Origin of the sequence: Nocardia pneumoniae NBRC 100136, from assembly GCF_000308755.1 — a bacterium.
Taxonomy (GTDB): domain Bacteria; phylum Actinomycetota; class Actinomycetes; order Mycobacteriales; family Mycobacteriaceae; genus Nocardia; species Nocardia pneumoniae.
The window spans coordinates 56,590-71,188 of the sequence record NZ_BAGF01000069.1 but is presented as its reverse complement, the minus strand read 5'-3'; the positions used below and the strand labels follow the sequence as shown (position 1 = coordinate 71,188).

General features: G+C 68.3%; 16 protein-coding genes and 1 pseudogene. 9 read left to right on the top strand and 8 right to left on the bottom strand.

Annotated elements, in window-relative coordinates:
* Positions 1 to 614: 614 nt before the first annotated feature.
* The 4 genes from ON34_RS21925 to ON34_RS21910 are packed head-to-tail and all read left to right on the top strand — an operon-like array spanning position 615 to position 2,638.
* Positions 615 to 974 carry a hypothetical protein gene (locus ON34_RS21925; protein ID WP_245548132.1) on the top strand — a complete coding sequence of 120 codons (360 nt, stop codon included), beginning with the start codon at positions 615 to 617 and terminating at the stop codon, positions 972 to 974.
* Positions 964 to 1,782, top strand: a complete 819-nt coding sequence (locus ON34_RS21920) for a MarR family transcriptional regulator (RefSeq protein ID WP_040782343.1) — start codon at positions 964 to 966, stop codon at positions 1,780 to 1,782. Before ON34_RS21925 ends, ON34_RS21920 begins: the two co-directional genes overlap by 11 nt.
* Positions 1,779 to 2,255 (top strand): roadblock/LC7 domain-containing protein, encoded by a 477-nt coding sequence (locus ON34_RS21915; RefSeq protein WP_245548131.1) that lies wholly within the window; start codon positions 1,779 to 1,781, stop codon positions 2,253 to 2,255. Before ON34_RS21920 ends, ON34_RS21915 begins: the two co-directional genes overlap by 4 nt.
* A gap of 11 nt (positions 2,256 to 2,266) precedes the next feature.
* Positions 2,267 to 2,638, top strand: a complete 372-nt coding sequence (locus tag ON34_RS21910) for a hypothetical protein (RefSeq protein WP_040782340.1) — start codon at positions 2,267 to 2,269, stop codon at positions 2,636 to 2,638.
* Between the two features lie 7 nt (positions 2,639 to 2,645).
* Here the strand turns inward: ON34_RS21910 and ON34_RS21905 are convergent, their stop codons facing one another.
* Positions 2,646 to 3,122: a MarR family winged helix-turn-helix transcriptional regulator gene (locus tag ON34_RS21905; RefSeq protein WP_040782338.1), complete on the bottom strand. Its 477-nt coding sequence runs from the start codon at positions 3,120 to 3,122 to the stop codon at positions 2,646 to 2,648.
* 56 nt (positions 3,123 to 3,178) lie between these two features.
* Complete coding sequence (locus ON34_RS21900) at positions 3,179 to 4,159, bottom strand: helix-turn-helix transcriptional regulator (protein WP_040782337.1); 981 nt, start codon at positions 4,157 to 4,159, stop codon at positions 3,179 to 3,181.
* Positions 4,160 to 4,246: 87 nt separating this feature from the next.
* Between ON34_RS21900 and ON34_RS21895 the strand changes: the two genes are divergently transcribed.
* Positions 4,247 to 4,888: a TIGR03086 family metal-binding protein gene (locus tag ON34_RS21895; RefSeq protein ID WP_040782335.1), complete on the top strand. Its 642-nt coding sequence runs from the start codon at positions 4,247 to 4,249 to the stop codon at positions 4,886 to 4,888.
* A 118-nt stretch (positions 4,889 to 5,006) separates the two neighbouring features.
* Here ON34_RS21895 and ON34_RS21890 read toward each other — a convergent pair whose 3' ends face one another.
* Genes ON34_RS21890 through ON34_RS21875 form a run of 4 tightly spaced genes read right to left on the bottom strand, consistent with a single transcriptional unit; the run spans position 5,007 to position 8,582 of the window.
* On the bottom strand, positions 5,007 to 5,981 hold the full coding sequence (locus ON34_RS21890) for a glycine betaine ABC transporter substrate-binding protein (RefSeq protein ID WP_040782333.1): 975 nt from the start codon (positions 5,979 to 5,981) through the stop codon (positions 5,007 to 5,009).
* Positions 5,978 to 6,739, bottom strand: coding sequence for an ABC transporter permease (locus tag ON34_RS21885; RefSeq protein ID WP_040782330.1), 762 nt, complete (start codon positions 6,737 to 6,739; stop codon positions 5,978 to 5,980). The genes ON34_RS21890 and ON34_RS21885 overlap by 4 nt, the downstream gene beginning before the upstream one ends.
* Positions 6,736 to 7,938: an ABC transporter ATP-binding protein gene (locus ON34_RS21880; protein ID WP_051022957.1), complete on the bottom strand. Its 1,203-nt coding sequence runs from the start codon at positions 7,936 to 7,938 to the stop codon at positions 6,736 to 6,738. Before ON34_RS21880 ends, ON34_RS21885 begins: the two co-directional genes overlap by 4 nt.
* Positions 7,935 to 8,582, bottom strand: coding sequence for an ABC transporter permease (locus ON34_RS21875; protein WP_040782417.1), 648 nt, complete (start codon positions 8,580 to 8,582; stop codon positions 7,935 to 7,937). Before ON34_RS21875 ends, ON34_RS21880 begins: the two co-directional genes overlap by 4 nt.
* A 198-nt stretch (positions 8,583 to 8,780) precedes the next feature.
* Between ON34_RS21875 and ON34_RS21870 the strand changes: the two genes are divergently transcribed.
* The 3 genes from ON34_RS21870 to ON34_RS21860 all read left to right on the top strand — a co-directional run bounded on the left by ON34_RS21870 (position 8,781) and on the right by ON34_RS21860 (position 11,636).
* Positions 8,781 to 9,383, top strand: coding sequence for a CHAP domain-containing protein (locus tag ON34_RS21870; RefSeq protein ID WP_051022956.1), 603 nt, complete (start codon positions 8,781 to 8,783; stop codon positions 9,381 to 9,383).
* Between the two features lie 233 nt (positions 9,384 to 9,616).
* Positions 9,617 to 10,744, top strand: coding sequence for a hypothetical protein (locus tag ON34_RS21865; RefSeq protein ID WP_040782329.1), 1,128 nt, complete (start codon positions 9,617 to 9,619; stop codon positions 10,742 to 10,744).
* 178 nt (positions 10,745 to 10,922) lie between these two features.
* On the top strand, positions 10,923 to 11,636 hold the full coding sequence (locus ON34_RS21860; protein WP_040782326.1) for a DUF1906 domain-containing protein: 714 nt from the start codon (positions 10,923 to 10,925) through the stop codon (positions 11,634 to 11,636).
* 7 nt (positions 11,637 to 11,643) lie between these two features.
* Here the strand turns inward: ON34_RS21860 and ON34_RS21855 are convergent, their stop codons facing one another.
* Positions 11,644 to 12,003, bottom strand: a complete 360-nt coding sequence (locus ON34_RS21855; RefSeq protein ID WP_051022955.1) for a hypothetical protein — start codon at positions 12,001 to 12,003, stop codon at positions 11,644 to 11,646.
* Positions 12,004 to 12,129: 126 nt separating this feature from the next.
* Complete coding sequence (locus tag ON34_RS21850) at positions 12,130 to 12,924, bottom strand: Rv1157c family protein (RefSeq protein WP_040782324.1); 795 nt, start codon at positions 12,922 to 12,924, stop codon at positions 12,130 to 12,132.
* Positions 12,925 to 13,185: 261 nt separating this feature from the next.
* Here ON34_RS21850 and ON34_RS21845 point away from each other — a divergent pair.
* Positions 13,186 to 14,475: pseudogene (locus ON34_RS21845) on the top strand (mannosyltransferase); the annotation flags it as partial.
* Positions 14,476 to 14,599: the final 124 nt, after the last annotated feature.

Below are 14,599 nucleotides of genomic sequence, written 5' to 3'. Positions count from 1 at the left end.
TCTCCAGTATTCGTTCTGTTTGGTCGCTGAACTGCATACCGGAGACCTCACCCATACCTGGCTACCGACACACCGACGCCGACAACACCTTTCAACCATCCTCTCGTCTGCGCCGCGCAGCGGCGCACACCAGCCACCTCACTTCCAAAACACAGGCTAGATCGTGGCCGGTGTACCGAGTCGGCTGCGTACAGCGGCAAGTCTCCGCTCGATTGCTACGTGATGGCTGCAAGGCGTGACGACACCGTGCGCAGCGGTCTGCCCAGCGGCGAAACGAGGTACCAAAGCCGCTGCGTCACCGCTGATATCGCGTGTCTTGTGAGGTCGCCGAGGTCGCGCGTCGGTGAGCCGGAGCGGCGGAGCATCCGTTCGAAGGATTCGCCTGCTCGTGCCTGTCGGCGGAAAGGAAAACCGAAAGGTATTGAATACCAATAGGTATTGAATACCGAATGGTATTTCTGCCCTCCAGCCAGGGCAAACGTTTTTTACCGGAAATTTCTCCCGAATTTGCTGTACAGCACTCCGCTGTCGTGTGTAGCGTCTGGAACCCGTAAACACCCGCACATGACAAGTGGTGGCGCGTGATCGGTATTGACGGCTGTCTGAAACGCATCATGGACATTCCCGGTGCGCGCAGTGTGACGTTGGTGGACGGCGCGAGCGGCCTGGCGATCGCCGCGGCCGGGGTGCACGAGCTGGTCGACCAGCACGAGGACGCCGCGGCCACCACCGACGTGGTGCGCGCGGTGCTCGGCTGCCCGGCGCTGTCCACGGGACCCGGCGGCGACGACGTCACCGAAATCATCGTCTGCGGGACCAGTGGTTATCACTTGCTGAATCTGGTGAACGGCGACTTCGACGGACGGCTTTTCGTGCACGTGCTGTTCGACGAGGACACCGGGAATCTGGCGATGGCGCGATTCCAGCTCCGGGGAATTCTGGCCGAATTGGCTGAGGACGGTCATGGGTGTTGAGCTCGCGGTCGAATTGCGGCGACTGGAAGAGGAAGGACGCACCGGCGTGCTGCACGCCGCGGACGGCGCGTTTCATCTCGCTGAGGGCGCGATCGTCTCCGCCGACTGCGGCCGCACCACCGGACTGGACCGGTTGGTGATCGAGGCGGGCGTGGCCACGGCCGAGGACTGGCAGCGCGCCGGAGCCGGGGACCCCGGCCGCGTGCTGGGGCGGCCACGGCTGGAAACTCTGGCATTGCTGGCGGTATTCGATGCCGCCTACTTCCTACTGGCCTCGCCCGCCGTCCCGGAGTTCCAGCCCGCGCCGCCACACTGGCTCGCCCCCGTCTGTCACATCACGCCGCGTGCGCTCGTTCACGAGTGCGCCCGGCGCGGCGATCCGGAATGGGGGCCGTGGCCTGCGGAACTGGTCGACAGTGCCCCTGTCGTACCCGTGCGCCGGGTCCGACGTCGGCGCGTGATGCTCACCGGCGGCCAAGCCGAGGTGCTGGCCGCCGCCGATGCCCGGCGCAGTATCGCGGGGATCGGCCGCGAACTCGGCCGCACCACGTATGGCTGTCTGATGGCGGTGCGGGATTTGACCGAAGCGGGGCTGATCGAGCGGCCTCTCGTGACGCCACTGCCCGCCGAACCCGTCACACCTGCCGAGCCGGAACCGGCAATTCCTGTCGCGGCGGGGGTGCCCGGTCGGCTTCCTCGGCGCAGAGTCCGGCGGCCGACCGCATCGGTTCCCGTCCCGGACCGCCTGGAGCCGCCGGACCGCGACCTACTCGTCCGCCTGCGGGCGGCTTTGGAGGAACTCGCGTGACCGCGCGGAAGAAAAGGCTCGGCGAACTGATGGGAAGGTTGACGAAGGTGGGGATGTCCGGACCCGAACCGAACGCGGCGGTGCTGGCCGAACTGAAGGCCCTGCGCGATCGCGTCCCTCGGCTGACCGGCGCGCTCGTGGCGTCCAACGACGGGTTGCTCGTCGCGCACGACCTACCGACGCACATCGAACCCAACGGAATGGCCGCGATGGCCGCCTCCCAGCTGGCGCTGTCGCACCGGCTGGCCGGCACCGCGCACGGCGGCGGGTTCAGCGAGGTCGTGGTGCACGGCACCGACGGGCACGTGGTCATCTACGCCGCGGGCTGGACCTCGCTGACCGTGCTGGCGAGCCCGGAAGTGAACATCGGTCGGCTACACCTGGAATCGCGTCCGGTAGCGCGCGCTATCGCCGACCTTCTGACGCCGATGGCGAACGACTCCGGAAAAGAACAGGCAACGAAAACCCACTGAAAGGAACGGATATGTCCAATATGGATCTGGCCCTCAAAGACATGATGGTGATCGATGGCGCGATCGGCGCCGCCGTCGTGGACTACAACAGCGGCATGGCCCTCGGCATGCTCGGCAGTTCCAAGTCCCTGGATCTCCAGGTCGCCGGCGCGGGCAACACCGAGGTGGTGCGCGCCAAGCTGCGCACGATGGACCAGCTCGGTCTCAAGGACGACATCGAGGACATCCTCATCACACTGTCCGGCCAGTACCACATCATCCGGCCGATGACCGACCGCAAATCCAAGGGCCTGTTCCTCTACCTCGCCCTGGACCGAGGCCGGGCGAACCTGGCCCTCGCCCGCCACCGCCTCAAGGGCATCGAAGAGGACCTCGAAGTCTGACCCACACTCACCCTGGCGGGCGGGGCCAGGGGTTGTGTTCTTTCTCCTCTACTGATCGGTTGAAGCGGGAGATGAGTTTGCTGAGTTGGTCTACGTCGGACTCGGGCCAGTCGGCCACTACCGTCTCGATGCCTTGACGGCTCTGTTTGCGGTCGGCGGCCAGTAATTCCAAGCCCTTCGCGCTCGCGCGGATCTTGCGGGCGATGCCACCTTCGGGGTCGGGTACCCGGTCGACCAGCCCTTGTTTGAGCATCGCGGCGACCTGGCGGTTGATCGTGGAGACGTCCAATCGGAACGCTTCGGACAGTTCGCGCAGGCTCAGCGGGGAGTCCAGTTCCAGCCTGGTCAGGATCAGATACGCCGAGCGGTCGAGCCGGAAGCCGGGGCGGCGGGCCAGGGCGGCGGGGAAGTGCCTGGACAGCAGCGAGAGTTCGAAAGCGAGGCGGGTCAGCGCTGTGTTGTCGGCGGGACCGGAATCGGACATGGCCTCACTATGTCACCCCCCGTCGCGATGGCGGCGGCCCGGCGTTCGCGGCGTGCTCAGTCGTCCGGCGCGTCGGCGATCGCGGCGGCGTACCGCCGAGCGAGGGTGCGCAGATGCGCGACGAGTTCCGGTGGGCCGTCCACCCGGAAGTCCATCATCAGCATGGACAGGTAGATGGCGATGGTCTCCAGTGCGTCCGCGCCGGTGTGGAGCACGCAGGTGTGGGCGTCCACGGGTTCGACCACGCCGACGGCGGGATTGACGCGGGCGATCACGACGTCGGCGGGGGCGAGCACGGTGACCCGCGCCTGCACCTTCCAGCCGGTCGTGGCGATGTGGCGCATGACGAAGGCGACCAGATTGTCGTCGGGAAGCGAGCGCGCGGCGAAGCGCCGGGAACTCGCCTCGGCCCGCGTGATCCGGGCGACGGGAATCGCGCGCCAGGAATGGTTTTCCAGGCTGTAGGCGACCAGATACCAGCGCCGCTGCCAGTTGATCAGCCGATAGGGCTCGATTTCCACGGCGGATTCGGCGGCGGTCTCCTGTATGCGGACCGTCGCGCCGTCGCGGATGGCGCCCGCCAGGGTGGTGAGGACGGCGGCGGGAACCGGGGCGTCCGGTTCCCGTGACCCGGTTGTCGCCGGGCCGATCGCGGTGGCCTCTCGCAGCGCGGACACCTTGCGCTGCAAGCGTTTCGGCAGGATCTGGTCCAGCTTGCCCAGCGCCCTGGTGACGTGCTCGGCGATATCCGCGATGCCGGTGGAGCCGTCTTCGGCGAGCCCGACCGCGACCGCGACGGCCACCGCCTCGTCGTCGTCCAGCAGCAGGGGCGGCATGGTGGTGCCGCGGCCGAGCCGATAGCCGCCGATCGCGCCGCGCTCCGCGTGCACCGGATAACCCAACTCGCGCAGCCGCTGGATGTCGTTGCGCAGAGTGCGGTCGGTGACGCCCAGGCGCTCGGCCAGCTCCCGGCCGGTGTGGGCGCGGCCTTGGAGGAGTGCCAGCAACCGCAGCAATCGCGGAGTGGTCGAGGCCACCTTTTCCTCCTGCGTAATTAGGAACGAAATGAGCCTAATGGTCGCATAGGCTGATGTCAGCAACGAAAACAACCGAAAGGCTCCGACATGAACGCCACCACCGCCGCGAACCTTTTTCCTGTTTGGCGGGACGTGCTCGCCGACGCCTACGAGGCGCTGGAGACCGTCGTCGCCGGGGTCCGTGCCGACCAGTGGCAGCTGCCCACTCCGTGCTCGGAATGGGATGTGACGCAGGTGGTTCAGCACGCCGCGGGGGATCAGCTGGCGTATGCCAAGTTCCTCGGTATCGGCGACGGCCCGACCGACAACCCGTTCGCGCCGTCCGGCGCGATCGACGGTTCCCCGTCGACCCTGGTGCGGGACGCGATCGAGCAGACGTCCGCCGCGTGGGCCACCGTCGACGACGCCACCGAGACGGTGCCGACGCCGCTGCCGCACGGCGCGCTCGCCACTCCGGTCGCGGCGGTCCTGTGCGCGCTGGACGCGGCGGTCCATGCCTGGGACATCGCGATCGCCACCGGTCAGCCGTCGCCGTTGACCGACGAGCTCGCCACCCACCTGCTCACCGCCGCCCGCACCGTCCATCCGGCCCCCGGCGGCGGTGCGTCGGCCGAAATCATCGAACCGCTGCGCCAGTGGGGCGCCTACGCCGCGATCGTGGACGGCCCGGCCGACAGCACTCCGGTCGCGGAACTGCTGCGTTACCTCGGCCGCGATCCGCGTGCCTGATTTGCTGCGGCAAAGTGATTCGGGCCGAGCAGCGCGGCGTGTCGCCGTGGCTGACGCCGGGCGGCGTGCTGCGCCGCAGGGGCAGCCTGGTCGTGATGGTCGCGCGGGGAGCAGGCGCTCAGCGGGCGGTGACGAACCCCTGGGCGACCATCCAATCCCGCGCCACCTCGGCCGGTTCGCGTCCGTCCACGTCGACCTGGCGGTTGAGTTCGGTGATGGCCTCGTTGGTGAGGCGCTGCGAGATCGGCGCCATGATCGCGGCGATCTGCGGATGCTCCTCGGCGAAATCCTCGCGCATCACCAGCGCCGCGTTGTATTTCGGGAAGAAGCCGCGATCGTCTTGCAGCAGCACGAGATTCAAGGCCGGAATGCGGCCGTCGGTGGCCGCGACGGAGCCGAAGCGGCACTGCTTGCCGTCCGCGGTGGCCTGGTACACCACCGGGTCCTGGACGATCTGCTTGCGCACCTTGCCCGCGTCGATCTCGTATTTGCGGGTCAGGCCGGGGAATCCGTCCTGCCGGACGTTGAATTCGGTGCCGACGCAGATGGCCGCCGCGGCCGGGTCGGCGTCCACCAGACGGGCGTAGTCCGACAACGTGCGCACCCCCGTCTCCCGCGCTGTCTGTGCGCTCATGACCAGCGCGTAGGTGTTGTTCATCGGCGCCATCGCCGTCCACACCATGCCGTGCTCGGCTAGATCGGCGGCGCGGACCGCTTCGAACTGGCCGATCTCGTCGGGCACCGGCGTCTCGTTGCCCAGGTAGTTGATCCAGCCCGTGCCGGTGTAGTCGTAGGCGATGTCGATCTGACCGTGCAGCTGGGCGTCGCGCACGCTGTTGGAGCCCTGGATGTTGGTCACGTCGCGCACGTCGGCGCCCGCCGCCGACAGGGCGAATTCGATGAGGTATCCGAGGATGTTCTGCTCGGTGAAGTCCTTGGAGCCCACGGTGACGCGCACGCCCGCCAGTTCGGGCGCCGGGCGGATGCTCCCCGGACCCACCCGCAGCGGCACCGCGCTGCCTGATTGCAGCCCGCATGCTGCCAGCAGTGCCAGGCCCAGCGCCAGCGCGAACGTGCGCCACACCCGCGTCATTTCAGTCCCCTCGGCCCGAGGAACTCTTCGGCGAGCGCGCCGATCCAGTCCACCAGCAGAGCCAGCGCTACGGCCAGCACCGCGCCGACCACCAGGGTGACGTTGTCACGCAGTTTGTAACCGGTGTCGATCAGAATGCCGAGCCCGCCCGCGCTCACCAGGAACGACAGCGTCGCGGTGCCGACGGCGAGCACCAGTGAGACGCGCAGTCCGGCCAGGATGTACGGCACGGCGAGCGGGAATTCGATGCGGCGCAACACCGTCGACGCGGACATGCCCTGACCTCGCCCGGCGTCGATGAGGGTCCGGTCCACCTGCTGGTAGCCCAGGATCGTGTTGCGCAGCACCGGAAGCAGCGAATAGAACGCGATCGGCGCAACGCCGATCCAGAAGCCGGTGGTGTGCGTGGCGAGATAGAACAGCACGATCAGCCCGATCGCGGGCGCGGCCGCGCCGATATTCGCGATGCCGAGGAAAACCGGTGCCAGGCGGCGGAATCCGGGCCGGGTGAGCAGCGTGCCGAGCGGAACGGCCACCGTCACGACGATCAGCGCCACCGTCGCGGTGATCAGCACGTGCTGACGGGTGACGGTCGCGATGGTGCCCGCGTTCAGACTGGCCTGCTGCGTGGCGGTGAGGTCGCGGGCGAACGCCCACACCAGCACACCCGCGGTGAGGACGAGAACGATCACCGGCTGCGCGAAGAGCCGGATGCGCTCGGCTCTGCGCTGGGTGGCGGGCGAAGCCGTGGTGGTCATGGTGCGTCATCCGTCGACGAGGCATGGTCGCCGCCGTGTTCCGCGCGCAGCGCCGACAGGTGTGCGACCAGGGTGTCGATCGTGATCAACCCGACGTACTCGCCGCGCGTTCCGGTGACCACCGCGGTCGCGCTCTGATGGGCCAGCAGGGCTTCCAGCGCGTCCTGCAACGTCGACTTCAGCGACAACGTCTCCCGCAGCGGTGCACCGATCCCGCGCAACGAGTCCGCGTGCGCCAGCTGCTCGGCCGAGACCCAGCGCAGCGGTCGGCGCTGGCGGTCGAGCACCAGCGCCCACGGCCAGTCCCGGCCCGCGAGCGCGCCGCGCAGCTCGTCGACCGGGTCCTCGTCGATCGCGGTGGGGCACTCGCCGAGTTCGACGTCGCTGACCCTGGTCAAGGTGAGCTGCTTGAGCGAGGCATCCGCGCCGACGAAACCGGCGACCGTCTCGTCGGCGGGATCGGCCAGGATCGCCGCGGGCGTGTCGTACTGGAGAATCCTGGACCGGTCGCCCAGCACGGCGATGCGATCGCCGAGCTTGACCGCCTCGGTGAAATCGTGGGTCACGAAGACGATCGTCTTGCCGAGTTCGCCTTGCAGGCGCAGCAACTCGTCCTGCAACAGGCCCCGAGTGATGGGGTCGACCGCGCCGAACGGCTCGTCCATCAACAGCACGGGCGGATCGGCCGCCAACGCCCGCGCCACGCCGACGCGCTGTTGCTGGCCGCCGGAGAGCTGACGCGGGTAGCGGTCGCGGAAGGTGTCCGGGTCGAGGCCGACCAGCGCGAGCATCTCGTCGACTCGCGCCGCGATCCGCCGCCGGTCCCAGCCGATCAGGCCGGGCACGGTGGCGACGTTCTTCGCGACGGTCAGATGCGGGAACAGGCCCGCCTGCTGAATCGAATAGCCGATGCCGCGCCGGAGTTCGTCGGGATGGATCGTGGCCGCGTCGCGGCCGCCGATCGTGATGGTGCCCGAGGTGGGCTCGATCAGCCGGTTGATCATCCGCATGGTGGTGGTCTTGCCGCAGCCGGACGGCCCGACCAGGACGACGATCTCACCGGCGGGAATGGTCAACGAGACCTGGTCCACGGCCGGATCATGTTGTCCGGCATAGTGTTTGGTCACCGAATCGAGCACGATCTCGGCGCCGGAGACGGCTGCTTCGGCTCGGCCGCCGCGGGTTTCGGTGTCCGTCACGCCATTCCCCTCGAGGTGGTGAGCCGCCCGACGAGGACGTAGATCCCGTCGAGCACGAGTGCGAGCACGACGATGAGGATCGTGCCGACCAGGGCCTGCGGCACCGCGTTGGGGCTGCCCAGGCGCGCGAGTCCGGAGAAGATCAGGTTGCCCAGCCCGGGGCCCTTGGCGTATGCCGCGATGGCGAGGATGCCCATGATCAACTGGGTGCTCACCCGCATACCGGCCAGGATCGCGGGCCAGGCGAGCGGGAGTTCGATGCGGGCGAGCACACGGAGCCGGTTCATCCCGACGCCGCGTGCCGCGTCGGTGACGGCGGGGTCCACCGAGGCCAGTCCGATGATGGTGTTGCGCAGGATCGGCAGCAGCGCGTACACCACCAGCGCGGTGATGGTCGGTGCGACGCCGAGACCGAGGATCGGGATCAGCAGGCCGAGCAGCGCGAACGATGGAACCGTGAGCACCGCGCTGGCCAGCGCGGTGGCGATCGAGGAGCCGAATCGGCTGCGGTAGACCAGAATTCCGAGCAGCACCGACACCGCCGTGGCCAGCAGCACCGATTGCACCACGGCCGAGACGTGCAGATAGGAGTCGACGAGCAATTGGTGCCGCCGGTGCACGACGAACGTCCAGAGCGTGTCCAGGGCCGGACCTCCCCATCGGCTGGTCTGTTCGCCAGACACTATCGCGGTTTCCGCGGCGCGGGAAGCGATTCCGGCGCGTACGGGTGCCCGGCCGCGGTAATCGAAACAACCGTATGGTGCCGGGAACCGTTCGGTGCTTTCGCGCGTCGAACCTGATAAGACGAAATATCGATGCCACACGGATGAACCGGGGGAGCGATGACACAGCAGCTGAGAGCGCGGTACGGCCCGTGGATCGCGCTCGCTTCGGTGCTGCTCGTCCTGGCCACCGCCGGGATCGCCGGGAGTCTCTGGTGGCAGCAGCGGTCGGACAGCGAGACCGTGGTGGGCGAGCGCCTCACCGAGTTCCCCCGGCTCGATCGTTCGACGCTCGATCCGATCCAGGCCGGAATCGTCGCGGTCGCCGAGCGTGAGTTCAGCGATCCGGGTGCCGGGACGAAGTACGCGGAGGGCGTCGACGAGGCGTGGTGCGCCGATTTCGTCAGCTGGGTCCTGCGTGAGGCGGGCGCTTCGCTGGTCAACCCGAACTCCGGGTCGTGGCGGATTCCCGGCGTGTACACGTTGCAGGAGTACTACGAAAGCGCGGGACGGTTCGTCCCGATCGGGGCGGACTACCACCCGCGCACCGGTGACGTGCTGCTCTACCGGGAGTCCAGCCCGTTCGGGCAGCACACGAACATCGTCCTGCGAGCCGCAGCGGGCCAGGTTACGACGATCGGCGGCAACGAGTTCGACCAGGTGCGCATCCATCGGTTCGCCCTGGCCGACGTGCCCGGCGTGGTCGGTTTCGGGCGATTGTGACCGGTCACCACCGGCACGCGGAAATCCGCCCGGTATGCGGGTGAAACAGCGCGCCGGATAGTCCTACGATGGAGTTGGCGGCGCCCGGCAGCGCCGTCGCCGATCCCCGCCCTGCTTCCCCCTCATCGGCAGGACGGGGATCTCGGGTGGGGCCGCGCGTGGCGACGGTGGCGCAAGATCGGTCGCGTACCGTGTCGGTTGTCCATCGAGAGGTGAGGGTTTCGGAACTACTGATGCAGCCGACCGACGAACCGCGTAGTGAGCCGGCCTGGATCGACTATGCCGAATTCGGCGAGCGTTTCGTCAAGCACGCCGTGACCGCGGCCCGGATCGAATCCGCCATCTCCAGCATGGCGGGCCGCGGGCTGACCATCGGCCCGGTGTCGATCGGCCCGGCCGGGCTCGCCGGTTTCGTCGCCGAGGGCAAGGTCGGCGCGCCGCGCGTCCTGCGCAGCGGCCCCAAGGTGACCTTCGAGGTCACCGTCCCGGTGTCGTTGACGTTGAAGGTGCTGCTTGGTGGCCGGAAGCTGCGGCTGGAGGCCAGGGTCGAGATCGATCTGACGCTGCACGCCCGCACCGCGGAACCCGTGCTCATCGTCATCGATATCCCGCCGATCACCCAGCGCGACATCAGCTTCGTGTTGCGCGCCCAGGCGGTGGATTCGGCCTGGGAGTGGCTGCTGGACCCGATCGCCGGGGTGGTGCAGCGCGAGGTCGCCTCCCGGGTGAACGCCATGCTGGCCGATCCGCAGACCCGCCGCAATCTGGTATTCGACATCGAGGCGATGGTCGGCGGCACTGCTTCGGCGCATCGGGACTCCGCCGAGTTCGACTGGATCTGCTACGACGAGTTCGGCCATCGGTTCTTCTCCCACATCGTGACCCGGCAGCGGGTGTTCGACGTGGTGGAACGATTGGCGGGCAGGCCGATCGAGGTCGGTCCGCTGCGGACCGGACCGCGGGGCGCCGCGACGGTGACGGTCCACGGAGCGGTGCGCGTCCCCAAGTTGGCGGATCGATCCGCCGAGCCCGTCGCGTTCGACCTGACGCTGCCGGTGAGCCTGGATATCACCGTGGACGTCTTGAAAGCCAATCGCTATCGTGCCGATGTGGAAGTGCCGTTGGTGCTCACCGCTCGAGCGGCAGACCCGTTGCTTGTGGTGATCGACGTTCCGCCGCCGGACCCCGCCGGCGTTCGCATGGAGTTCACCGCACAGGGCGCTCGCGCGGCCACGCTCGGTGCGCTCGCGGGGATCAAGAAGCAGATCGTGGCGCAGGTCGTCGCGGTGATCAGCAAGGAACTGGCCAACCCGTCGATGCGAACCATCGACGTTGCCGCTCGTATCGACGGCATAGCCTGACCAGCCTGCCGCCCGACTCGGGCGTGTGACCAGTGTGAAATATGTGCCTCCTGGGTCTGGCGGTTCCCTTGTGAATGTGGTGAAATGAGTTCACGTTCGAGGCTCCCGGCGCGCGTGGATAGGGGAAGGCGCGCCGGGCACGCTGCCATCCATGTCGGGTTGCGCGAAGGAGTCCACGATGCGTTCTCATTCGGTATCCCGGCGGGACCTGTTCGTCTACGCGGCCGCGGCGGCCGTCGCCGGAGTGGCCGCCGGAGCGGCTCCGGCCTCCGCCCGGCCCTCGCTCGGCACCCTCATCGATTACGCGGGCGGTGTTCCCTCGCCCGCGGCGATCAAGGAGGCGGGGCACCTCGGCGTCATCCGCTACGTCTCCGATCGCAGGCCCGGCGCCGAATGGATGGCGGGTAAGCCGCTGCGCGTCGCCGAAGTCGAGCGGCTGCGAGAGGCGGATCTGCGGATCGTGTCGTGCTACCAGTTCGGCAAGGGGGCGACCGCGGACTGGCGCGGCGGGCTGGAGGCGGGCAAGCGGCACGCCGAGCGCGGACTCGCGCTGCATCGCGCCGCGGGCGGTCCGGACCACGCGCCGATCTACGCGTCCATCGACGACAACCCGTCGGCGGCCGATTTCGCCACCATGATCGCGCCGTACCTGCTGGGTTGGCAGACCGTGCTCGGCAAGGAGAGGACCGGCGTCTACGCGAACGCCCCGACCATCGAGCTGGCTACCGCCGCGGGACTGTGCTCCTGGTACTGGCAGCACGATTGGGGCACGCCGGACGGTTTCGTGCACCCCGCCGCCCACCTGCACCAATTCGAGATCGACAAACGATCCATCGACGGGGTGGGCATCGATCTGAACAATGTGCTCGCCCCGGAATACGGGCAGTGGTGATCGCGGGCTAAGTCTGGCAGTGGCTCAGGGGTGCGACGCGCAAGTCGGGCTCGTCGTCGGGAACGACGCGCAGCGTCGGGCGGCCGTCCGGCGCCTCGTGGTTGCCGAGCCAGGAGAACAGCGACCACCGGGACAAGCCGGAGAACGCCGAACCGAGGCTGGCGAAGGAGAACGACGAGATCGCCGACCCGAACGATCCCACGGACCCGATCGACAGCACCGATCCGACGCTGCCGATGGACAGGATCGAATAGGCCGAGCCGATCGACAGAATCGAACCTTCCGAGCGGATCGACAGGATCGAGCGGTGCGAGCGCCTGCTGCGGATGGAATGCCCCGGGTGTATCGAACGATCGATGGTCGCCATAGTTAGCGGTCTACCACAGTCCCGGCGGACGTATGCGTCATCGCGGCAGATCATCCAGGATGTCGGCGGCCGCGGGTAGGAGTGAGAGCGGCGACCCCGGTGGAGTCGCCGCTCTCGAAGGAAAACTCAGGCGACGGTGAAGAACCCGAGCGTCGGCAGGAACGAGCAGGTCCGCGGCTCGGCGTCACCGGCCTTGGTGGTCAGCGAACCGCCGATCACGGCGACGACCCGGCCGGAACCGGTGTTGGCGATCGCGGACAGCGTGGCGGGGCCGTCCGGGTTGATCTTCGCCTCGTCGGTCAGCGGCTGGACGCCGGACTGACGGGTGTCCAGGTTCAGCCACTGCACCGTCATGGGCGGGTTCTGCTCCGGCGTCGGCGACTTGGTGCCGAGCGCGGTGAACACGAATCCGGTCTGCCCGGCCTGCGGGCCGGGCGGCGGCAGGGTGGCCGGGCCGGGCACGGCCAGCGCGGTGCCGACCGAGTCGGCGGTCGGGCTGATGCAGCCCTTGCCGATGGTCGGGTACAGGAACTGCGCGATCACCGGGCCGTCCTGCGGGACCTCCGGGCCACCGCCGCCGCTGCCGTCCAGGAAGGTGATGATCCGCTCCAGGGTCGACTTGATCTGCGGCGGCAGATTCAACGTGGCGAGCAGCCTGCGCGCCTGGTCCAGAATCGCCGACTGCGGGCCCGCGATACCCGCGGGGCTCGCGATGTCGGCCGGGCCCGCGATGGCCCCGACGATGGCGGGGGCGAGCGCGGCCAGCGCGTCCACCGGCACGCCCTCGGGGACCATCGGAACGCTCTGCGTGGTCGCCGCGGGTGCGGGGGCAGCGATTGCTGTCGTCGGTGCGGCGAGCGTGGCACTCGCCGTTAGGGCGAGTGCGGTCAATGCGATCCGCGATCCTCGGGTGCGAAGCACTGGTCTGGCCGTCCTTACCTCGGGGTACAACTCGGTTCGATTGCTAAAAGCCATCGTTTCGGGGGTCACTCTAGGGACATTGCGGCTACGTGTACAGCCGCAGTGTCCGAATGGCGCTGTGGACGATCAGTGTTAGCAGACTGTAGTGCGCCACTGGTGTTACTGGTGTGAAATTTGATGCAAATGTTACCGGTGGTTCGAGGGTGGCACCGAGCGGATTCGCGCTGCGGTTAATCTAATCCGTGCCGTCCGCGCTGTCGTCGGAACACTCCGAAGTCCGGGCGTGCCGAACCGACACACCGCACCCGAGCCGAAAGCAGCGATTTGAATCGTCACCTCCGATGGGCTGTGTCGGTGCTCGGTCTGTCCGTGCTGGCCCGGTTGCTCTGGATGTTGCTGTCTCCGAATGGGATGAACCTGGTCGACCTGCACGTCTACGTCGGTGGATCGGCCGCGCTGCTGACCGATCAGCTCTACGACTTCACCTACGCGGAGAAGACGCCGGACTTCCCGCTGCCGTTCACCTATCCGCCGTTCGCGGCACTGGTGTTCTTCCCGCTGCACTACCTGCCGTTCACCGCCGTCGCGGTAGCCTGGCTGCTGGCCATCGCCGCGGCGCTGTACGCGGTGGTGCACATCAGTCTCGAGCTCGTGCTCGGTGCGGAGACGCTGCGCGCGCCGCGGTGGCGGGTGGCGACGGTCGGCTGGACCGCGCTGGGGCTGTGGCTGGAGCCGGTGCGAACCACGATGGATTACGGCCAGGTCAATGTGTTCTTGGTGCTCGGCGCGATGCTCGCGGTGCGCAGTTCGCGATGGTGGGTCTCCGGCGGGCTGGTCGGCGTCGTCGCCGGGATAAAGCTGACGCCCGCGATCACCGGTCTGTATTTCGCGGCGCGGCGGCGGTGGGCGACCGTCGCGTGGTCTGCGCTCGTCTTCGGCGCGACGGTGGGTGTGAGCTTCTTGATCGCGCCGATCGAGGCGCGGCAGTACTTCGGCACCTTGCTCGGCGACGCCGACCGGATCGGGCCGGTGGGCTCGGTGTGGAACCAGTCGCTGCGCGGCGCACTGAGCCGGATCCTCGGTCACGACGTGGAATCCGGGCCGTGGTGGATCGCGGCCGTGCTGCTGGTCGCGGTGCTGGGATTCCTGGCCTGGCGCGCCTTGGCGCCGGACGACCGGCTCGGCACCTTGATCGTGGTGCAGCTGTTCGGGCTGATGATCTCGCCCATCTCGTGGTCGCATCACTGGGTGTGGCTGCTGCCGACGGTGCTGTGGCTGGTGTACGGGCCACTGCGTTCGGTGGCAGGGGCGCGCGTCATCGCGGGATTCTGGGTGGTGACCATGCTCGTCGGCGTGCCGTGGATGCTGTCCTTCTTCCAGGACTCGATCTGGACCATCTCGCGTCCGGGTGCGCTGGCCTGGCTCGGCGCCGTCGACGTGCTCGGTGTGCTGGTCTTCTACCTCTGGGTGATCCGCTCCGGGCGCCACCGCGTGCGGGCGGCCCCGGAGGACATTCGCGTATCCGCGGAAGGCCGGGCGCGCGGCGCATAGACACAGTCGCCTGCGGCCGGGCGCGGCACCAGTTCCCGCGGGAAGTATCCAGGGTTTGCGCCGCGAATACGACATTCCGGCCCGACCACTCGAGTGAAGTGAGGGCGAGCGGCTACCGTCCCGG